Below are 20,304 nucleotides of genomic sequence, written 5' to 3' on the forward strand. Positions count from 1 at the left end.
ATTCTGGTCTCGAGGCAGTCCACGTAGGATTTGTAGGTGAGGTTGTCTCTGCACGTTATCGAGAAGGGTCCAAGTCCAGTTGTCCCTCCAGCCGACTCGCTACACCCAACCCAAGGTAGGCCACCGTGTGGAAGGCTTGACTCGCAACCACCGTTGCAATTGCTGGCGACCTTCTCCAGCGCGGCAATCCTGGCCAATGGTGGACCTGATCCACCCGTGGGCGTGCCGTCGTCGACCGATGACGTCTGGCGGACCGACGATCTGCGGTGAGACACCACCGTGTGTGCCACCCGCTCCGGCCTGCTTGGCCTTGCCACCTGCTTCGGCGCTTCGACCGTGATGGAGGGGAGCGGGGCGGTGGCGTCTGTTTGCGACGCGGCCGGGCCGCACAGCGCGACAGTTGACAACATAGCGACGGCGGAAGGCACGACAAGGCTTGACGACCATCTCATGACCATGTCCTTTCAAGGGACGCACATGCCGTCCCAATTGCGTTACCACGCATATTCAACTAGCCGAAATCTCCAAACTTGGCCACCGTAGGTCAAAAAGATTCCTGTTTGATCCTTGGCGGTCCGTCGATTCGCAATGCCGCCGAACTATCCGCCCTGGCGCAACCGCGCCAGCACCTTCAATCCACCATAGCCGTCGGCGGGCAGCAGGCCCATTTTTGCCTGGTAGTCCTTGATCGCCTGCATGGTGTCGTTGCCGACACGGCCGTCGGTTCCGCCGGTGTCGAAGCCGGCTTTGGTGAGCCGGGTCTGCATCTCCTGCACTTCGGCCAGCGTCAGGATGCGCTCCGATCCCGGGAATGGTTGGATGAAAGGCGGTCCGCCGAGACAGCGATCGCCGAGATGGCAGATCGCCAGCGCATAGTTCATCGACGGATTGTAGCTCTTCACCGAATTGAAGTTCGGTCCCAGCAGAAACGCCGGGCCGCCCGCAACGGGGATCCAAAGCTGTGCGCTCGCGTTCGGTTGCGGGAATGGCTGGCCGTCGGCACGGGTGACGCCGGCGCTCGCCCACGCCTCATAGGTGCGGTTGCCGCTTGAGCTGGCGCCGGGCGCGCGGACCTCGTAGCCCCAATGCTCGCCGCGGCGATATTTGCCACGATTGAGCAAATATTTTGCGGTCGAGCCGAGCGCATCGTCGGGCCGGCCGAATGGCGAGACCTTGCCGTCGCCGTCATAATCGAAGCCGACATTGAGCCAGACCTCCGGCATCCATTGCGAATGCCCCATCGCGCCGGCCCAGGAGCCGTTCATCTCCTCGGGCGTGCCCCAGCCGCGCTGCACGATCTTCATGGCGTTGATCAGCTCGGTCTCCCAATAGGCTTTGCGGCGCGGCTCGTTCCAGGCGAGCGCGGCGAGCGAGGGGAACACCGGCGTCATGTGGTTCTGCTGCACCAGCGGATCGCCATAGGCGGATTCAACACCCCACAGCGCGAGCAGCGTGCCGCGCTCGACGCCGAAATCGCGCTCGATCCGGGCGAACAGCGCCTCGTTCTTTCTCAGCGCTTCCTTGCCATGGATGATGCGCCAGTCGGAGACGCGCCGGTTGATGTACTGCCAGATCTGCTCGTGGAATTCAGGCTGGTTGCGCATCTGCTTGAACACGCTCATGTCGGGCTCGACCCGCGCCATGCAGCGGTTCCAGGTCGCTTCCGTGATGCCTTTTGCTATTGCACGAGCGCGAAAATTGTCACGCCACTGATCGTAGCCCGGAGGCGAGGCCGCCAGCGCGCGGAGCGGATTGGCGAGCAACACAGCCGCAGCAAGCCCCGTCGTCAGGACGGCGCGGCGGGCGGGGAAATTCGGAGAATCAGGCTGTTTCATTCGGCCAGTCTAGCGGCGCTGATGGTATGGACCAAAAGCCGTGACGCCGCAGGAGTTATTTGTTTGAGCATGATCTTCTCGGAAAACCGGTACCCACTTTTCCGGATCATGCTCTAGCTATCCTGAAACTCTGCGGCGATTTTTGACAGCCAGCGCCGGATTACGCGTTCCGCCTTGGGGGTGAGGCTGGCGGCCAGCCGCCGTTCCAGCGCCTGGGCGATGCGGCGACATTTCACCAGCAGCGCGGTTCCACGGCGGGTCAGGGTCCACTGCAGCGCCCGGCCGTGGACCGGGTGCGGTGTCTTGCGGATCGCGCCGTCGCGCTCGAGGTTGCCGATGATGACGCCGACAGTTTGCGGGGTCAGGATCGCAACCCGCGCCAGATCGGCGCCGGACAGGCCCGGATAGGCCTTCAGCATGGTGAGGACGACGAATTGCGGCGTGGTGACGCCGAGGCGTGCGAGCGCGCGCTCCATCGACAGCCGCGACGCGGCCTGGGCCTGGCGGAGCAGGTAGCCGAGGTAACCCTGCTCGCCGCGCTTGCCCTGGCCGGGCGGCGGGGGAACGGGCAGGGCGAGATCTCGTGTCGGCGCTTTTCGAATCGCCGCCGGCTTTTTCCCGGTCCGGCTCTTCGCGGGCCGTTTTCCGGCGGCGCCGGATTTTCCGTATTTTCGCATTTCGGCCATGCCGCCTGATCTTGCCTTCGCCGAATTTGCAGTCTTGCTGATCATATCAGTGCTCTGATAAGATATCAGGACTCTGATAACATAGGGTTCGACCAATGTCACACGCCCGCAAGGAATACGCCGATTTCGAGAAGCTCGCGCCCGACGCGTTCGCCGCCGTGCGTGCACTCGGGCAGTTCGCGGCGAAGGCCGGCCTCGACAAGCAACTGCTCGAGCTCGTCAAGCTGCGCGCCTCGCAGATCAACGGCTGTGCGTTCTGCGTGCAGTTTCACATCCTGCAGGGCGAGAGCCTCGGTATTGCCACGGACAAGCTCAACCTCGTCGTGGTGTGGCGCGAGGCACCACAATTCTCAGGCCGCGAGCGCGCCGCGCTGGCCTGGACCGAAGCGTTGACGATGTTGCCGAACGGCGTCAGCGACGAGGTCTATGCGCAGGCGACCGCGGAGTTCTCCGAGCAGGAGCTGACCTATCTGACGTCGGCGGTCGCATCGATCAACGTCTGGAACCGGTTCGGCGCGGCCTATCGCTGGACGCCGCCGGCGCGGAAGCAGGCGGCGAACGCAGCGGCGTCTTGACCGATTCCGGGAAGCAGATCTGAAACAACAACCCTAGGGGAGAACAACCGATGACGTCGATGGCTACGACACTGTCTCTTCCGTTGATCCGGCCGCCACGGCCGGTTTCGCTCGCAATCGTTGCAGGGCTGGCTTGCGCCACGGCGATCGGCAGGGCCCTGCCTGTGACGATGGATGCGATCACCTCGGCGATCGTGCCGCTGTGCGCCGCCGCGGAGGGATCTGATCTCAACAAGGTCGAAATCATCACCTCGCACGCGTTGCCGAACGTGGCGGGCAAGCGCGTCACGGTGGTCCGCGTGACCTATGGCCCCGGCGGATTTACCCCGCCGCATCGCCACGCCGGTTCTGTGACGGCCTACATCACCAGGGGCGAGATCCGCTCCCAGCTCGGCGGCGGGCCGGTCGAGACCTTCACGGTCGGCCAATCCTTCTTCGAGGCGCCGGGCTCGACCCACGTCGTCTCGGCCAATGCAAGCAACACCGAGCCGGCGGAGCTGATCGCCGTGTTCGTGGCCGACGAGGGCGCGCAGCTCACGACGATGCTGCAGTAGCCACGGGTCAGGAGCACTGGACCACTTTGCTCCAACTCCGCAGCAGACTGGACCTTGCAAGCATGGCAGGTGAGGGGATTGATGGGGCTGCGGCGAGATGGGTGCTCTCGCCGTCTGCTGCTGTTTGACGTCACGAGGAGGACAATGCCATGGTCGATTTCAAGGGGCTTTCTGCGTTCCCGATCACGCCCTCGGACCCCGACGGGCGGATCGATGTGGGAGCCCTGCGCGCGTTGCTGGAGCCCTTGATCGCGGCAAGAGTGGATTCGATCGGGCTGCTCGGCAGCACCGGGTCATATCCATATTTCAGCCGCGAGGAGCGGCGGCGAGCGGTGCAGGCGGCCGTCAGCGTCGCGGATCGTCGGACGCCGATGCTGGTCGGCGTCGGCGCGCTGCGCACCGACGACGCGGTGAGACTAGCGCAGGACGCGCGCGATGCCGGCGCGGCGGCGGGGTTGCTGGCGCCGGTGTCCTATACGCCTCTGACCGATGACGAGGTGTTCGAGCACTTCCGGACCGTCGCGCACGAGAGCGGGTTGCCGATTTGCATCTACGACAATCCCGGGACGACGCATTTTCGCTTTACGCCGGCGCTGATCGGCCGTTTGAGCCGTGTGGAGGGCATTGTCGCGGTGAAAAGCCCCGCGCTGGACGCCGCTGCCTTGCCCGGCCATATCGCGGAGTTGCGGGCCGCCGTCCCCAACGGCTTTCCGCTGGGTTACAGCGCCGACTGGAATTGCACGGCAGCGCTGCTGGCAGGCGCCGAGACCTGGTACAGCGTTCTCGGAGGAGTCTTCCCGAAAATCTGCCTCGACATCGTTCGAGCCGTAGCGAGTGGCAATACTGCCAGGGCGCAAGAACTCGACGCACGTCTGCAACCGGTCTGGCAATTGCTGAAGACCTTCTCGAGCCTCCGGGTCGTCTACGCGATCGCCAATCTCAGCGGAATCTGTGCGGCCGAGCCGCCGCGTCCGATCTTGCCATTGCCTCCGGACGCGCAGCGGAAGATCAGAGATGTGTTGGCCGGACTGGAGATCAGTTGATCCCGGCTTACGCCAGATCGTAAGGCGCCGAGCGAGCCCGATCCGTTGTTGGTTGTCGGCGCCCGCGCAAATCTGCTCGCTCGACTGCTGACGTCGCCCTTACGACTTGAACGCCAGACTGGTGCAATACCCTATGGTTTCAATATCTCTCAAGCCGAGAGCCAGTCCGGCCGTCTTGCACTCGCTGTAGGTCTTGTAGTGGCCGACGTTGCGGCACGTCGTCGAATAACTGATAGAAGACCAGTTGCATCCGACCCAGGGTTTGTTGCCCGACGGCAGGCTTGATACGCAACCATCGACGCAGCTGCCGGTGATCATATTCGGAAGCCTTGCAAGCTTCTCCATCGGCGTCAGCGTCGATGCGCTTGGCGACGTCCTATGGAGTACGCTGCTGCGGACAACGCTGTGCTGGATCGGCTTGTGCGGCCTCGCGACGTGGCTCGGCGCGTCGACCGTGACGTCGGGAAGCGTGGTGGTGGCGTCGCCGGTTTGCGACATTGCCGTGCCGCTCAGGCCGCACAGCAGCAGTGGGATCGACAAGACAGCGATAGCTCGACTCGCAACGAAGAGTGACGAAAACCTCATAGTCCGTGTCCTCCAAATGCGGGGACGGCCAATTCCATCCTAGGACGCAGGATATCAGGTCCCGATGCGAATTTGAGCTACAGACAATTTCAAATTGTGTCACCAAGGGCTGAAACAGGCCAGGACCTGCCACGCCAAAGGCTGGTCAGCTCACACGCTCCATCGCGTTGTCGGAGGACGGTGGCGCGAGCATCACATCGATCTCGAATGAAAGTGTCTGCCTCAGTCCGTGGGGGTGTCGGTTCTCGATCTCCAGGAATCCGCCTTGCCGCTCAATGATTTCCTTCGCAATTGCAAGCCCCAGTCCGGCGCCCGGGATCGGCTGGCGACGCGCAGGATCGACGCGAAAAAATGGTTCGAAAGCGCTTTCAAGGAATTTCTCGGGAATGCCGGGGCCGTCATCTTCGATGACGACGCGCGCTACTCCGTCGGACGCCACGACGCTGACGATCGCGCCGCCGCCGTGTGTCGCGGCGTTGATCACAAGGTTCCGCAATGCCCGCGTTAGCGCGATCGGAGAGATTCTGACGACGGCTGGCTCGATATTGGCGGTCCGAACCGGCAGCTCAATCAGGCGAAGTTCATTGCAGATGCCGCCAACGAGTTCGTCCAGCCTGGTAATTTCGGTACCCTTTCCGACTGTTTCTTCACGGACGAGCTGGATCGCGCTATCGGCAATCCTGTCCATCTCATCGAGATCACGGAGCCATTCCGCGCGTTCGCCATCCCCGAGGAATTCCGCACGGAGCCGCATGCGCGTCATCGGCGTTCTCAAATCGTGTCCGGCAGCGGCAACCAGTCGGATTTTGCTGTCCATCGCCTTCTTCAGGTTGTTAGCCAGCACGTTGAGAGCGCGGGCAGTCGCCTTGATCTCTGCCGACCCTTCTTCGCGGATGACAGGCAGAACGCCATCTTTCCCGACCGACAGCGCCATGGTCTCGAGGAATTTGAGTTGCTTCGTGGTTTGATGGGCGACGGTGAGGGCGACGCCTATGACGCCCGCCGTAACGAGCGCCATCCACCCGGCCAGGCCGTACCAGACCTCGAGCGGCGGCGTATGGTCGGGCACCGGCCAACTGAGCCAGCCCGGCCCCATTTTGATCGACGCCCAGACGCGACCGTTTGGTGCTCGCTTGACGAAAATGTCGAACTGGCTATGTGACTTCGCGAACGACCGCTTCAGGAGTTCCGTCGGCTTCTCCAGGATTTCTCCTTCCGCCGGCGCCGGCTGCAGATGCAAAATCGCAGTGTCGTCCTTGAAGGTGATGATATTGGAAAAGGCCGTGACGCGATCCGTCAGTCCGTCGCGAAAATTCTGTTCGACGAGGCGCACGACCATCTGCGACATCACTGCGCCGGCCAGGACGACGACGCACAGGACCGAACAGACAAGCATCACGGTGATGCGAACCCGGATCGAATTCATGACTCTTCGCCGATTGTTTCAACGCGTGCAGAAAACGTATAGCCATGGTTCCGCACGGTTTTGATCAGTTGCATGTCGTCGTTGTCGCCGAGCTTTTTTCGCAATCGGCTCATGAGGACGTCGATGGACCGGTCGTACACGTCTTCGCTGCCGCGGTTGGTGAGGTCGAGGAGCTGGTCTCGCGTGAGCAGCCGTCCCGGGCGTCTGACGAGCGCAAATAGCAACTCGTATTCGGCGCTGGTCAGCTCGAGTGGAAGCTCGGCATCGGTGCAGACATGGCGGGTGCCGGGACGCAGCCTGAATTTGCCGAACCGGTGTTCGACGGTCTTCGCGATCTTGATGTCCTGAGCTGTTTTCCGGCGCAGGACTGCGCGAATTCGTGCCAGTAATTCGCGCGGATTGAACGGCTTTCCGAGATAGTCGTCGGCACCGATTTCCAGGCCGATGATACGATCGACGTCCTCTTTCAGGGCGGTGAGGAGAATGACCGGGACCTCGGATCCCTCGCGACGAAGGTCGCGGCAGATGTCGAGGCCGGATCCGTCGGGCAACATCACGTCGAGAACGATCAAGCTCACCTCGTTTGCGATCAACGCGTCCTTCATCGTCCGCTGATCGGAAGCCAGATGTACGCGATAGCCCTGTTCGGTGAGATAGCGGCCGAGCAATCGCCGGATCTCGAGATCGTCGTCAACGATGAGAATTTGCGAGACGCCTTGCATGCCATCCAGATCGATGTGGCCCATCACGTCAAATCCGATTCAACCATCGTCACCCTCAGTGTACCAGCCAAGACGGCAGCCGCGCCGCCGATCTAGGTCACTGCACGACCGGTGTCGCATCATCGGTCCATTCTGGCGGCTGTCCCAACTTGCCGCCGACGAGAGACGTAATGCCGATCCGACCAAACGCGTCGCAGGCGGCATATTTTGGCGTTCCGCCCAGCGACGATTGCACGCGTTGGCCGGTCAGGAGCGTCAGATGATGGTCAAACGGGTTCTCGCCGGTGTTCAGCAATTTGCTGAAGTCGGCGCCGAATTCGCCCGCCAGATCATACGCGTCCCCTGAAGCGGCGACCCGGGCATTGCTGGTCAACATATCCGCACCCCGCGCCCAGACGAAAGCCGCGCGTTGCCGGCCGCTCGCATCCTTGGCTTCCGCCTCGACCGACAAGGCACCCATCCCGTAGGGAATGCGAGGCACGATAATGGGGACGCTTGAAGTTATGAACATCGGCGCAATCGAAGCGGCCTTGGATACGCCCGCCACGACCGCGTCGGTGATCGTGACGTGGGTGATGGTGACATGTGCCGTGAGATCGGCGGGCTGCCCCAGGGTGACGACAACAAATCGATCGCTCAACCCTATGCACAGCGATCGATCGATGGCGTTGGCGATGACGCGGCGCTGCTTGTCCGACAGTCCGGGTGTTGTGGCTGCGCTCGAATACGCCGTAGGCGCGATCGCAACGCTCCTGGCCGCCAGCACGTCGGCCTTGTCGATTCGAAGTTTCGACTTGGTCGCAAGGCCATCCGCGGGGCCCAACTCGTCGTATGACGCCAACGATCCCGCCGTTTCCAGCTGCGCAGTCGCGCACCCAGCCAAGGTTACCACGAGGGTCGACATGAAAATGACCTGGGATATCGTTGTTCGTGGCGCAGCCCGCATAAGTAGTCCCCAATTGTTCGGAACTACCTTCGTAGGCGGCCATCATGGCCGGCAAATTTCGGAACATTGCAGACACGGAGGCGCATATTGCTGAATGTTGCAGAGCGCTCTAATTGCCGCCACCCTCCTGGATGTCGATGTGATGCGCGACGTCGTCGGGCAGGGCATGGGCCACGGCGGCCGCAGGTCCCGGCTCCGGCCCGATCTCGCGGCCGCGGCCGCGGATCAGCCGCTCATAGGCCGACACCAGCGTGGTGTAGGGATTGACCCACAGCCAGCCGTCGCGCGTGAACACCTGCACGTCGAAATGCAGGTGCCGCGACGTGCCGTTGGGGTGATCGAGATAGTTCGAGACCACGCCGATCTTCTCGCCCTCGGCGACGCCGCGCCCGTTGAGCAGGCCCTCGGCGTCCATCACCGATGGGTTCATGTGCATGTAGCGGAAGCGGACATGCTCGGTTGTTGTGTTGACCTGCAGGGTCGCGGCCTGCTGCTGCGGCGAGCGGATCACGATGCTGTCGCGCACCGCGACGATCGCCTGCTGCTTGGGATCGCAACCATCCTTACTGTCCGCCGGACATGCGCCCGGTCTGATATCCTGGCCCTGATGGCCGAAACCGCTGGCGCATTGCCCGACCTCGAAGCTGCGCGCCTCGCAGAAATTGTCCTGCCATGGATAGCTGTCGGCAGGCCCGTCCGATTTGCGCTTCGCAAACGACTGCGAGTGGGCGAAGGCCGGCGCCTTCTCGAGCGGAAAGCGGATCTGCGAATAGGCGGTGATGTCGGCGTGGCCGCCTTGCTTGCGCCCGCCGCTGTTGGCGATGATGTCGCCGCTCGGGTGATAGGTGAAATCGGGCGAGGGCGCCGCGGGCCGTTCGGCGACGTCGGAGGCGATATCGTTGCGTGGCCGCGATGGCTGTCCGCCGGTGATGCGCAAGGCCTTCAGGAAGCGTTCCGCGACGGGATAGGCCTCGCGGCAGGCCAGCCGCTTCGGGCGCGTCGCGCTGTCGAGGCACTGGATCGACACGACATAGGGAATGCCGAAGCGGGAGAAGGCGTAGCGGACATAGCCTTCCCGGATGAAGCGCCGCATGTCGGGGAATTGGGCCGCCAGCGGCTTGACCGCTTCGCCCTTGCCGCCGAGCCGGTCGACCAGGTCGTAGACCAGGATCGAGCCTGATATCTGCACCTCGACCGGCTTTGCGTAGGTCCGCTGCGGCATGCCGTCGCCGGCGCCTGGTTCGAGCGAGAATACGGCGTCATAACCGGCTGCACCGGCATCGAAGAAATCGGCAGGGCGGAAGTCGGCCTGATAGCGCTGCAACGACAGGCTGTCCGGCGCACCGCGTTGCCGTGCATCGAGATAGCTTGCGGTATCGAACGGCAGCAGCACGGGAACAGGGCTGCGCGCGATGCCGGGGAAGATCGTTGATGTCATCGCGTTCAACTGCACCAAAGCGGGCATTGAACGCGGATCGGAGGCCGGGACACGGCGCTGCCTAGCGAAGGTGAAGCTTTGGGCAATGGCCGGCTGGGCGTTGATCTCCTGCCGGAGCTGCTCGAGCACGGCGCGCCATTCGACCCGCATGGCCGAGATCGATGGTGTCCTGAACTCGTCGGCGCAAGCGCCGGGCAGGGGCAAGAGCAGGGCTGCCAGCCAGCAACTGACGAAGCTGACAACCTTCCTGTTCAATGCCCCCCCCGGCCCATGCGAGTCATCGCCAGAGAAGAGTAGCGCCTAATCCTTGGCGCGTTCAACGTAGGAACCGTCCTCGGTCATGACAACGATGCGCGTGCCCGCGGCGACGTGCGGTGGCACGCCGGTGCGGACGCCATTGGAGAGGATCGCTGGCTTGTAGGAGGAGGAGGCGGTCTGGCCCTTGGTCACCGGCTCGGTCTCGACAACTTCCAGCGTCACGCGCTGGGGCAATTGAATCGCGACCGGATTGCCGTCGTGCATCGAGAGCTTCACGGTCATGTTTTCCTGCAGGTATGGCGCCGACGATCCCACGGTCTCCTTGGAGACCTGCACCTGGTCGTAATTCTCGCCATTCATGAAGTGGAAGCCGTCGCCGTCTTCATAAAGGAAGTTGTAATTCTGGTCCTCGACGGTGGCCTTCTCGACCTGGTCGGTGGTCTTGTAGCGCTCCGCGACCTTCACCCCATCGCCGATGCGGCGCATTTCGATCTGGCTGACCGGGGTGCCCTTGCCCGGGTGAATATTCTCGGCTGACAGCACCACATAGAGCTTGCCGTCCTGCTCGATGATGTTGCCCTTGCGGATGGAGCTGGCGATGACTTTCAAAGGTGTTTTCCTGAATTTGACGGCCGTGGACGCAAACCGAATGGGCTGTCCCTAGAGCCATGGGGCGATTTCGGCTGCAACATACTGATTTGTCCCTGAGATGCCAGCCTTTTGCGGTCGATTTCGACCGGTTGCCAGGGTTCAGTCAGGGGCGCATGGACAAGGCGGGCGTCTTTCGACATGAAGGGACGAATTCCGGCGCGTTTCCGTGAGATGTCAGGCTATGCCAGTCGTCAATTGGCTTAATTTCAATGGCTTGCACTTGTTTCCTCAACAAGATGGCGGGCGTCTTGATGTCGATTCCAGAAAGCCGGAGGCGGCATGACCGTACAGGACAAGCCCTCACCCTGGTGGACAGCGGCGCGCTATGCCGACCGCAGGCCGTTCCTGCTGGCGCGGAGCGCGATCACAAAGGCGGCCAGGGCCTGGTTCGAGGAGCAGGGCTTTGCCGAGGTCGAGACCGGAATCCTCCAGGTGTCTCCGGGCAACGAGACGCATCTGCATGCCCCCCGCACCGAGCTGACGAGGGCCGACGGCTCACATGTGACGCGGTTCTTGCGCACCTCGCCGGAATTCGCCTGCAAGAAGCTGCTCGCGGCCGGCGAGCCGAAAATCTACGAGTTCGCGCGGGTGTTCCGCGACCGCGAGCATGGCGATCTGCATTTGCCCGAATTCACCATGCTGGAATGGTACCGCGCCAATGCGGGCTATGACGCCATCATGGCCGACACGATCGTCGTGATCGCCCACGCCGCGCAGGCCACAGGGATCGGGCCGTTTTCGTTCCGCGGCAGGACCGCCGACCCCTTCGCCGAACCGGAGCTGCTGACCGTGGCTGCGGCCTTCGAGCGGTTTTCGGCCATCGATCTCTTGGCGACGATTGCCGGCGGCGAGGGCGATCGGGCGGCGCTGGCGGCCGCCGCGAGCGGGCGGGTGCGGATCGCGGACGACGACACCTGGTCCGATATCTTCAGCAAGGTGCTGGTCGAGCATGTCGAGCCCAATCTGGGGCAGGGCCGGTTGACCGTGCTGTTCGAATATCCGTCGCCGGAAGCCGCGCTGGCCCGCACCAAGTCCGGCGATCCGCGGGTGGCGGAGCGCTTCGAGGTCTATGCCTGCGGCGTCGAGCTTGCCAACGGCTTTGGCGAGTTGACCGACGCCGCCGAGCAGCGTCATCGTTTCACCGCCGCGATGGACGAGAAGGCCCGCCGTTACGGCGAGCGCTATCCGCTCGACGAGGATTTCATCGCCGCGGTTGGCCAGATGCCCGAGGCCAGCGGCGTTGCGCTCGGGTTTGACCGGCTGGTGATGCTGGCGAGCGGCGCATCCAGGGTTGACCAGGTGGTCTGGGCCCCTCCTGCAGGAGAGACATGAACAGGATCGATCCCAAACTGACGGCGACGCTGCGCCAGCCGCGCGACCTCATCGAGGCCGCTCTCGTGCCAGCCTCGGCGCTTGCCGACCTGGAAAAGGTGGCGGCGCGCTATGCGGTCGCGGTGACGCCGGAGCTCGCCGCACTGATCGATGTGGCCGACCCCGATGATCCAATTGCGCGGCAGTTCGTCCCGAGCGCCGAGGAGCTCGTCGAGCAGCCCGGCGAGACGGCCGACCCGATCGGCGACGATGCGCATTCGCCCGTTTCCGGGATCGTGCACCGCTATCCCGACCGGGTGCTGTTCAAGCTCGTTCATGTCTGCGCGGTGTATTGCCGGTTCTGTTTTCGCCGCGAAATGGTCGGGCCGGGCAAGGCTACGGCCTTGTCTGATGACGCCTATCGCGCGGCACTGGATTACATCCGCGGGCATCAGGAGGTTTGGGAAGTCATCCTGACCGGCGGCGATCCCTTGATGCTGTCGCCGCGCAGGCTGTCGGAGATCATGGCCGATCTCGCCGGGATCGATCATGTGAAGATCATCCGCATCCATACAAGGGTGCCGATTGCCGATCCGGAGCGGATCAATGCCGACCTGATCGCGGCGCTGCGCTGCGACGGTGCGACAACTTGGATCGCGGTCCACGCCAACCATCCGCGCGAACTGACCGCGAATGCCCGCGCAGCCTGTGCGCGCCTCACTGACGCCGGAATCCCGCTGGTCAGCCAGTCCGTGCTGCTGCGCGGGGTCAATGACGATGCCGCCACGCTGACAGCGCTGATGCGGGCGTTCGTCGAATGCCGGATCAAGCCGTATTATCTGCACCACGGCGATCTCGCGCCGGGCACCGCGCATCTGCGCACCACGATCGAGGCCGGGCAGGAATTGATGCGGGCCCTGCGCGGGCGCGTCTCAGGCCTGTGCCAGCCGGATTACGTGCTCGATATCCCCGGCGGCCATGGCAAGGCGCCGATCGGGCCGACCTATTTGTCGCGGCCTGCTTCCCGCGAACGTGAAGATTCCGCGGAACTGCCGTATCGTATCGTCGATTATTGCGGTGACGTTCACGTGTACCCGCCTGAAACATGAGCCGGCGATGAGCCGGGCCGCGGATGGACGGCGGGAGCCGCAGGAGGACGAGGGCAGACGCGGGATCGAGAATGCTGTGATGCCCGGATTCTTTGTGGTGCCGGCCGACGCGGGAATCTGGCTACTTGGCGCGATGGCCGATATACGGAAGGTGCAGGATTGCGCAGCACACGGGCGACGCAACTGCGCGACCATCGATGCCCCGAACGGGCGCGATCAAAGGGCTGAGAAGCGGAGACGCGAGATGCGGAAAACAGTTTTGTCGTTGGCGTTGCTGGTCGCGGTTGGGGTGCCCCAGATTCTGGCGCAACAGGCGTTGGCGCAGCAAGGCGGATCGTCCACCGCGCAGAAGGGCGGCCAATTGCCCCCGGCACCCGTCGGCCACCGCCAGCCGCGGGCCGGCGACGTGCCGAGCGAGAAGAATTTGAGCAATCCGAACGATCCGGCGAACAAGGAAGACGCCGCGCTCGACAAGAAGATCAAGAGCATCTGCCGCGGCTGCTAGCCGGGACAGGAGGCAGGCGGAGCGCGACATCGCGCGCCCCGCCCTTGGCGCTCAATCCAACCCTCAATCCATCTTGCCGCGTCAGGCCGTGAGCTCCTTCAGGCTGCCTCGTCGCGCGCCTCGCCGGGCCGCGACGGCGTCAGCCAACTGCTTCAGCACAGTAACCGTCGTATCCCAGTCGATGCAGCCGTCGGTGATGCTCTGGCCATAGGTCAGCGCGGTGCCTGGCACGACGTCCTGGCGACCCGCGACCAAATTGCCCTCGATCATCGCGCCGACGATGCGCTGCTCCCCGCCCGCGATCTGGCGAGCGATATCGGCGGAAACGATTGGCTGGTTCTCCGGCTTCTTGCTCGAGTTGGCGTGGCTGGTGTCGATCATCAACCGTGGCACAACGCCGGCGCGGCCGAGTTCGGCCGAAGCAGCATCGACGCTGGCGGCGTCATAGTTCGGCGCGCGGCCGCCGCGCAGGATGACGTGGCAGTCCTCGTTGCCGCTGGTTGCCGCGATCGCCGAACGGCCGCCCTTGGTCACCGCCATGAAGTGATGCGGGTGCGAGGCCGACTGCACCGCATCCGCCGCGATCCGAACGCCACCGTCGGTGCCGTTCTTGAACCCGACCGGGCAGGATAATCCCGACGCCAGCTCGCGATGGATCTGGCTCTCGGTGGTGCGCGCCCCGATCGCCGCCCACGACACGAGATCGGCGATGTATTGCGGCGTCGTCATGTCGAGGAATTCGGTGCCGGCCGGCAGGCCGAGATTGTTCACCGCCGACAGCACGCTGCGGGCCAGGCGCAGGCCCTTGTTGATGTCGAAGCTGCCGTCGAGATCGGGATCGTTGATCAGGCCCTTCCAGCCGACGGTGGTGCGCGGCTTCTCGAAATAGACCCGCATCACGATCTCGAGGCGGTCGGCGAGCTGTTCGCGCAGGCCGGCGAGGCGCTCGGCATAGTCGACGGCCGCCGCGGGATCGTGGATCGAGCAGGGGCCGACGACGACCAGCAGGCGGTCATCGGTTCCGTGCAGGATCGCGTGGATGGCGTTGCGGGCGCCCATCACGACCCGCGTCGCCGTCAGGGTGCGCGGGACCTCCCGCATCACCTCTTCGGGCGTACTCAGCTCTTTCAGTTCCTTGATCCGAAGATCGTCTGTTGTGCTCAACACGGCTTGGCTCCTTTGGGGACTGGGACCTGCCGGCACAAAAAAAGCCGCCAGGATCTGGCGGCTTGGTTCGGACTTATGCTGCAATTCTTTAGATTGAGCGTGATCCTCCTGCCGCCAGCAAGCTGTCGTAGCTAAAGTACCAATAGCTGGTGGCGGCGGTGATCATGGGGCGGCTCTATAGCGCACGGATTTTGGCTTGTCATCCAAAATCCGACAGCGCCGGTCTTGTCCGGCTATGAGGCGCTGCGCGCCGCCAGCGCCATGCCGATCAGGGAGGCGCCGCCGAACATCAGGTTAAGGCCGACGAGTAGACCGAGCGCCCATTCCGCGGAGCCCGGCAGGCCGGCAATGATGAAGAAGGCGATCACGATGTCCATCAGGCCGGCGATCAGCAGCCACGACCAGCGCCCGGACAATTCGCGCCGGTGCTCCAGCGCGTACATGATGGTGGTGACGCCCTCGGCGAGGAAATAGGCGCCGACCACGATGGTCAGTGTCAGCACGCCCTGGACGGGGCGCGTCAGCAGCACCAGTCCGGCGAGAACGGCGAGGGCCGCCGAGATCAGCGACCACCAGAAGCCCGGCATGTTGCGGGCCCAGAACGTCACGATCAGCCCGCCGATGCCGGAGATCAGGAACATCCAGCCGAGCATGATGGTGACGGCGAGGCTCGCCAGCGGCGGCACGATGACAGCCGCGATACCGAGGATCACGAGCAGGATGCCTTCGAACAGGAAGGCCTTCCAGTGCTCCTTGACCGCGGCGCTCAGCTCCGACCTCAGCTTGTCGAGGTTGTTGGAAACGGTCATCGCGGCTCTCCCGGTGTCGGAGCGTGAGCGCTACCCTAGCCCGGACCGGGGGCCGACGAAAAGCCCTGCGGCGCCGTTCGCATCCGGTTGCGGCCGAGAAAGTAGACTGTCGTGGTCGCGATCAGCAGCGCAAGACCGATCAGGATCGACGTGAAGCCGATCGGAACCAGGATGAACGAGGCATTGCGCTCGGGGTTGACGTACCAGTGATGCAGCGAGGTGAGCAGGAAGGCGACGCCGGCAAAGCCTGCGCCGCTGCCGATCAGCAGGAGTGCCCACATCCGCCGCAACTGGCTGAGCCGCTCGCGCGCAAGTTCGGTGCGCGGTGCGTGATGCCTGCCGACGCGCCGTACCAGCCGTATCGCGAAGCCGATTGAAGAGAAGCCGATCAGCACGCTCGCCGAACCGAGCAACAGTCGCGTGGTTGAACTGAGGTCTGGATTGCGCTGCAGGGAGAGCAACGGAAAGTCGAACGCCGCATGCAGCGCGATCGGCGCGAACAGCACCAGCGCCCAGCTCGAGATGCGCTGCCAGTCGCGATTGCGCCGGTGCGCGCCGAGTGCGCCGCCCGAGCGGGCGATCGCAAGGTAGGCGCCGGCGATGACGCCGAGCGAACCATGGAAGGGGACGGTCAGCACACTGCGCAGGGCCGCGAGCGCGCGCCACATGTCCTTGTGCTGGACCAGATAGGCGAGGTTTTCATAGGCGGCAAAGCCAAGTCCGGCCGCGGCGCCATAGACCACCGTATCCATCGGGTCGGCGAAGGCGCGGCGCCGCGTCGAGATGGCGACGATGACGAGGACCTTGACGATTTCTTCCGGCGCCGCGACGCCGAACAGCGAACGCACCGCCTGCGTCATCCAGGGATTGCCCGGAATCGCGAGTAGCGCGTTGAACGGCACCCGCGCCAGGCCCAGCAGCGAAATGCTGGCCGCGCCGAGCACGAAGGCCAGCCACACCTGGGTGGGCGGCCCAGGGCGCTCGTCGGCGGCGATCACCAGCCAAAGCACCAGCAACGCAGGCGCGATGGCGGCGACGCCAATCACAGTCGGAAGTGACTCAAGCAACCACATGAACGAAATCTGACCTCGCTTTGGACGAAAATGGCCATAAATCCAGCGCTTTGCAAGTCGGTCCGTCGCCGTGGGCCCGCATTCGGAACTCACATTCTGCTGTAGCTGACGGTTGGCTTCTGACGCGCAAGGATCAAGCGGCGCGATGAACGGCGTGGTAGACGTGCATTGTTGTTCAGACGGGAGGCGTTGCCGGGTGCTGTTACGTGGAGCGGAGACTCATGCGCGGTCGATCCTCAAGGCCGTCAGCTGGCGGACGCTGGGAACTCTCGACACCTTTGCGATCAGCTGGTTCATGACCGGCAAGGTCGCGATCGCAGGCTCGATCGCCGGGCTCGAAATCGTGACCAAGATCGCCTGGTACTATGTGCACGAGCGCGTCTGGGCGGTGGTTCCGTTTGGACGGCGCGCCTAAAGCGCGATCAGCGCGGTGCGATGGCCCCTTGGACCGGTTGCGCCAGCAGGCGCCGGCAGGCTTCGACAAAGACTTCGGCCCCCATGACGATGTCGGCATCGTCGGTGTTTTCGGTCCAATGATGGCTGATGCCGCCGATTGACGGCACGAACAGCATGGCTGATGGCATGATGGTGGCGAGGGTCTGGGCGTCGTGGCCGGCACCGCTCGGCATTCGCACCGATCTGCCGCCGGCAAAGCTGGCGCTGGCTGCCTCGATCGCATCCTGGAACGCGGTGTTCATGATCGCAGGCACACCGGTTCTGATACGCTCAACCTCGACGCCGCAACGGCCTTGTGCCGTGACCTCGGCCGCCAAGCGGCGCAGATGCGCCTCAAGACGCGCGATCACATCAGGATCATCGTCGCGGATCTGGAACAGCATCTCGGCGCCGCCCGGAATGATGCTCGGCGCGCCGGGGTCCAGTGTGATGCGGCCCGTGGTCCACACCGTGCGCGGTCCGCACAAAGCAGGGAAGCTGTCGTCGATCGCGACGCAGAATCTGGCGAGCGCGAGCCCCGCGTCCTTGCGGATCGCCATCCGCGTGGTGCCGGCATGGTTTTGCGCGCCGGTGAACGCGATCCGGTACTGCCAGATCCCGACGATCGAGGTGACGACGCCGATCTTGAGGCCGCTGCTCTCGAGCGCCTCGCCCTGCTCGATATGGGCCTCGAGATAGCCGATGTGGCGACCCGGTGCGACTTGCAGGCGTGGGCGGCCGGCGAGTCCTGCGTCCTGCAACGCCTGCCGCATCGTGCGATCGCTGCTGCGGTCGCGCGCGGCATCGATATCGGCTTCGGTGACGGCACCGACATAGGAGCGGCTGCCGAGGAAATGGCCGAAATGTCCTTCCTCATCGCACCAGGCCGCCACCTCGACCGCACCGTTCACGCTGCTGTCGGGGTTGAGCACGCGTGCCGCTTCGAGCGCATAGATGACCCCAAGTGGGCCATCGAGCCAGCCCGCATGGTTCTGGCTTTCGAGATGCGAGCCGGCGAGCAGCTTCGATCCCGCCTTTGCGCTGCTGCCGAGAACGTTGCCGATCCCGTCGATCGTCGCGGTCAGACCTGCCTCGGGGAGCCGCTGCGCAAGCCAGTCGAGCGAGCGGATATGCGGTTCCGAAAATGTCGGCTTGTGGACACCGGTCTTGTAGGCGCCGATGGCCCGGAGTGCGTTGAGGTCGGCGAGCACACGCCTGCCATCGAAGCGACCGTTGATGTCAGACATGATCGGGTTCCTGTTTTGCCGTTTGTGCCTCAATACCGTCTTCGTTGGATACGATGGTCGGGAAACAGGGCAAACGATTTCTTAGCGGTTCTGCTTTTAGGTCACAGTACAAATAGCGTGAGAGTGTGAACATGTCCTCGTTCCGGAACTGGGTGAGCAGGGCTGCGGTCCTGCTTCTGCCGATCTCGCTTGGTGCCTGTGCGCAATATGCGCAATACGGCATGACGACCACATCGGCACCAACTGGACCGGGACCGATCGCCTGGGACGGCGCCGGACGGGATCCCAATCTCGCGCCGCCGCAACGGCATGCGCGGAACGCCTCGCCGGCTGTAGCGCAATCGGCCGACAGCCAGCAGCCATTGGCCGCTGATGACGACGACCAATTGGCGCGGAAACTCGTGATCTGCAGCACCTGCATCAAGCCCGCGGCGCAGCCAAGCGACCGCCAGGATGTGGCCAGCGTCACCAACCGGTAAGCGGGTTGCAGGTCCGGCCGCCGCGTGGGTTCGCCTCTCACACAGGCGGGCCCATCGAAACCATTACATTTTCACGGGTCGCCTGATCGCGCGGTGTGATCCACCAGAGCAGCATCAACAGCGCCAGCCCGTTGGAGAGGAAGGTGGTCGACAGCGGCACGTTCAACAGCGTGTGCGGAACGATCGCGCCGGAAATCAGCACAAAGCGCGCAGGCAGCCCTGACGCGACCTTGTTGCCGACCCCGATGATGAGCCCGCAGACCAACGCGGCCAACGGCATCCACAGCGCCCCGACCGACGCAACGCCCTCGGTTGCGAACAGCGACGCGTTCATGCTGCCGATATGGTATTCGTTGGCCATCAGAACGCCGAGCTGGTCGGAATAGGGGCAACTCATCAATGGCCTGAGGAAGGACACCTGGCAGAAATAGGTGTGCGGGTGATGCTGGAAGAAAGCGAAATAGTGCTCCAGCGAAATCGCAGGAACCGCCAGCAGCCGGAAATCCAGGATTCCAAACACGATCTGGCGGAAGACGTTCATGTCCTGCTTCTCGCTGCCGGCGATCGCTACCAGTCCGATCAGCAGCGGTATCATGAGCGACAGGATGACAACGATCCGCGCCTCAAAGCGCACAGACATCGCGGCCACAAAGACCACGAAGGGCGCGATGAGGATCGCCGTTTTGGTGAACGTAATCGGATAATATGCCAGCGACACGACGCAAAGCGCCGCCACCATCCACTTCCGGTCGCGCATGAAGGCGCACGCCAGGGCGAAAGGGATCAAGGCGCCGTTGATATTGCCGATCGCATATTCAGCGAGGCGCGGGCGCGCGATCGCAGCCCTGTATTTCTCCATTTCGTCGAAGCCGACGATATGGAAGTTGTCAAGCGCGCACCAAATCAACACGAAGGTCGAAATCGCGAGAATGATTTCGGGGGCCCGGTTCAGAACCGCGGCCGAGAGCTGTGGCCGAATGATATCCCCGCGGACCATCAAAGCAGGCAGCAGAAACAACACGATCGAGATCGCTGATGCGACGAGGGCCTGATGGTGATCGTAGCTGAGCAGGCTGAAGGCATTGAGCCAGAAGTAGCCTGCCATCATCACGAAGAGATAGAATCCGACCAGATAGCCGAAGCTGAAGCGCGCAAAAACGAACGCGGCTCCGATTGCGATGGTCAGGCAGACCGGCACCGCAGAGAGCGCCAACCACCGGTCGCTAAATCCGACGTGGAACAACGGCTGGATCCACGAGACCTTGGTGAAGGAAAAAAACAGCAGTCCGAAGAACGCGAACAGGAGGGCGGCGCGCGTCAGCGCCTCGACCTGGGATGGCTTCGAATCGAGCGGCGTCCGGCCCGGCAAGGGGACCGGGTCTTCGAATCCGCGCGACCGGCTGCTTGGGTTGCTACGCCGCGACACGATCTTCGTTGCACTCTTCATCGA

At 63.6% G+C, this 20,304-nt stretch carries 21 protein-coding genes; 8 read left to right on the top strand and 13 right to left on the bottom strand.

Translation table 11 applies throughout. From position 1 onward, the window contains the following. Nucleotides 1–599: 599 nt before the first annotated feature. Both UP10_RS14175 and UP10_RS14180 read right to left on the bottom strand, forming a co-directional pair. A complete protein-coding gene (locus tag UP10_RS14175) occupies nucleotides 600–1,835 on the bottom strand; it encodes a lytic murein transglycosylase (RefSeq protein ID WP_044587963.1) in 1,236 nt (411 codons plus the stop codon). A gap of 113 nt (nucleotides 1,836–1,948) precedes the next feature. Then, entirely contained in the window at nucleotides 1,949–2,512 is a 564-nt protein-coding gene (locus UP10_RS14180; protein WP_502692194.1) for a MarR family winged helix-turn-helix transcriptional regulator, read from the bottom strand. Between the two features lie 104 nt (nucleotides 2,513–2,616). On the opposite strand from UP10_RS14180, the gene UP10_RS14185 reads away from it, so the two are divergent. From UP10_RS14185 to UP10_RS14195, 3 genes are all read left to right on the top strand, one after another. After that, complete coding sequence (locus UP10_RS14185; RefSeq protein ID WP_044587964.1) at nucleotides 2,617–3,096, top strand: carboxymuconolactone decarboxylase family protein; 480 nt, start codon at nucleotides 2,617–2,619, stop codon at nucleotides 3,094–3,096. A 50-nt stretch (nucleotides 3,097–3,146) separates the two neighbouring features. Then, nucleotides 3,147–3,650 carry a cupin domain-containing protein gene (locus tag UP10_RS14190; protein ID WP_044587965.1) on the top strand — a complete coding sequence of 168 codons (504 nt, stop codon included), beginning with the start codon at nucleotides 3,147–3,149 and terminating at the stop codon, nucleotides 3,648–3,650. A gap of 149 nt (nucleotides 3,651–3,799) precedes the next feature. Further along, a complete protein-coding gene (locus tag UP10_RS14195) occupies nucleotides 3,800–4,693 on the top strand; it encodes a dihydrodipicolinate synthase family protein (RefSeq protein ID WP_044587966.1) in 894 nt (297 codons plus the stop codon). A 99-nt stretch (nucleotides 4,694–4,792) separates the two neighbouring features. Here UP10_RS14195 and UP10_RS14200 read toward each other — a convergent pair whose 3' ends face one another. The 6 genes from UP10_RS14200 to efp all read right to left on the bottom strand — a co-directional run bounded on the left by UP10_RS14200 (nucleotide 4,793) and on the right by efp (nucleotide 10,677). Then, nucleotides 4,793–5,233 (bottom strand): hypothetical protein, encoded by a 441-nt coding sequence (locus UP10_RS14200; RefSeq protein ID WP_245321743.1) that lies wholly within the window; start codon nucleotides 5,231–5,233, stop codon nucleotides 4,793–4,795. A 190-nt stretch (nucleotides 5,234–5,423) separates the two neighbouring features. Continuing rightward, entirely contained in the window at nucleotides 5,424–6,704 is a 1,281-nt protein-coding gene (locus UP10_RS14205; RefSeq protein WP_044587968.1) for an ATP-binding protein, read from the bottom strand. Next, nucleotides 6,701–7,450, bottom strand: a complete 750-nt coding sequence (locus UP10_RS14210; RefSeq protein WP_283807651.1) for a response regulator — start codon at nucleotides 7,448–7,450, stop codon at nucleotides 6,701–6,703. Before UP10_RS14210 ends, UP10_RS14205 begins: the two co-directional genes overlap by 4 nt. A 73-nt stretch (nucleotides 7,451–7,523) precedes the next feature. Next, nucleotides 7,524–8,267: a DUF3313 domain-containing protein gene (locus UP10_RS14215; protein ID WP_197086808.1), complete on the bottom strand. Its 744-nt coding sequence runs from the start codon at nucleotides 8,265–8,267 to the stop codon at nucleotides 7,524–7,526. A gap of 214 nt (nucleotides 8,268–8,481) precedes the next feature. Next, the gene (locus UP10_RS14220; RefSeq protein WP_044587970.1) at nucleotides 8,482–10,065 is read right to left on the bottom strand and encodes a peptidase M23; all 1,584 of its coding nucleotides are present in this window, start codon (nucleotides 10,063–10,065) and stop codon (nucleotides 8,482–8,484) included. Between the two features lie 45 nt (nucleotides 10,066–10,110). Then, nucleotides 10,111–10,677 carry an elongation factor P gene (efp, locus tag UP10_RS14225; protein WP_044587971.1) on the bottom strand — a complete coding sequence of 189 codons (567 nt, stop codon included), beginning with the start codon at nucleotides 10,675–10,677 and terminating at the stop codon, nucleotides 10,111–10,113. A gap of 321 nt (nucleotides 10,678–10,998) precedes the next feature. Between efp and epmA the strand changes: the two genes are divergently transcribed. From epmA to UP10_RS14245, 3 genes are all read left to right on the top strand, one after another. Further along, nucleotides 10,999–12,051 carry an EF-P lysine aminoacylase EpmA gene (gene epmA, locus UP10_RS14230; protein WP_044587972.1) on the top strand — a complete coding sequence of 351 codons (1,053 nt, stop codon included), beginning with the start codon at nucleotides 10,999–11,001 and terminating at the stop codon, nucleotides 12,049–12,051. Continuing rightward, nucleotides 12,048–13,139 carry a lysine-2,3-aminomutase-like protein gene (locus tag UP10_RS14235; RefSeq protein ID WP_044587973.1) on the top strand — a complete coding sequence of 364 codons (1,092 nt, stop codon included), beginning with the start codon at nucleotides 12,048–12,050 and terminating at the stop codon, nucleotides 13,137–13,139. Before epmA ends, UP10_RS14235 begins: the two co-directional genes overlap by 4 nt. Before the next feature lie 244 nt (nucleotides 13,140–13,383). Next, a complete protein-coding gene (locus UP10_RS14245; protein ID WP_044588245.1) occupies nucleotides 13,384–13,644 on the top strand; it encodes a hypothetical protein in 261 nt (86 codons plus the stop codon). Between the two features lie 81 nt (nucleotides 13,645–13,725). Here UP10_RS14245 and UP10_RS14250 read toward each other — a convergent pair whose 3' ends face one another. The 3 genes from UP10_RS14250 to UP10_RS14260 form a co-directional block, all read right to left on the bottom strand. Beyond that, nucleotides 13,726–14,811 (bottom strand): 3-deoxy-7-phosphoheptulonate synthase, encoded by a 1,086-nt coding sequence (locus UP10_RS14250; protein ID WP_044587974.1) that lies wholly within the window; start codon nucleotides 14,809–14,811, stop codon nucleotides 13,726–13,728. Nucleotides 14,812–15,044: 233 nt separating this feature from the next. Next, nucleotides 15,045–15,620, bottom strand: coding sequence for an HdeD family acid-resistance protein (locus UP10_RS14255; RefSeq protein ID WP_044587975.1), 576 nt, complete (start codon nucleotides 15,618–15,620; stop codon nucleotides 15,045–15,047). A gap of 35 nt (nucleotides 15,621–15,655) precedes the next feature. Beyond that, nucleotides 15,656–16,693, bottom strand: a complete 1,038-nt coding sequence (locus tag UP10_RS14260; protein WP_044587976.1) for a PrsW family glutamic-type intramembrane protease — start codon at nucleotides 16,691–16,693, stop codon at nucleotides 15,656–15,658. A 196-nt stretch (nucleotides 16,694–16,889) separates the two neighbouring features. Here UP10_RS14260 and UP10_RS14265 point away from each other — a divergent pair, with 196 nt between their 5' ends. After that, entirely contained in the window at nucleotides 16,890–17,108 is a 219-nt protein-coding gene (locus UP10_RS14265; RefSeq protein WP_044541969.1) for a DUF2061 domain-containing protein, read from the top strand. A gap of 7 nt (nucleotides 17,109–17,115) precedes the next feature. On the opposite strand, the gene UP10_RS14270 is transcribed toward UP10_RS14265, so the two are convergent. Then, nucleotides 17,116–18,375 carry a Zn-dependent hydrolase gene (locus UP10_RS14270; protein WP_044587977.1) on the bottom strand — a complete coding sequence of 420 codons (1,260 nt, stop codon included), beginning with the start codon at nucleotides 18,373–18,375 and terminating at the stop codon, nucleotides 17,116–17,118. 131 nt (nucleotides 18,376–18,506) lie between these two features. On the opposite strand from UP10_RS14270, the gene UP10_RS14275 reads away from it, so the two are divergent. After that, nucleotides 18,507–18,854, top strand: a complete 348-nt coding sequence (locus tag UP10_RS14275) for a hypothetical protein (protein ID WP_044587978.1) — start codon at nucleotides 18,507–18,509, stop codon at nucleotides 18,852–18,854. 37 nt (nucleotides 18,855–18,891) lie between these two features. On the opposite strand, the gene UP10_RS14280 is transcribed toward UP10_RS14275, so the two are convergent. Beyond that, nucleotides 18,892–20,301 (bottom strand): hypothetical protein, encoded by a 1,410-nt coding sequence (locus tag UP10_RS14280; RefSeq protein ID WP_156179915.1) that lies wholly within the window; start codon nucleotides 20,299–20,301, stop codon nucleotides 18,892–18,894. Between the last annotated feature and the right edge of the window lie 3 nt (nucleotides 20,302–20,304).

The organism is Bradyrhizobium sp. LTSPM299 (assembly GCF_000938235.1).
Taxonomy (GTDB): Bacteria; Pseudomonadota; Alphaproteobacteria; order Rhizobiales; family Xanthobacteraceae; genus Bradyrhizobium.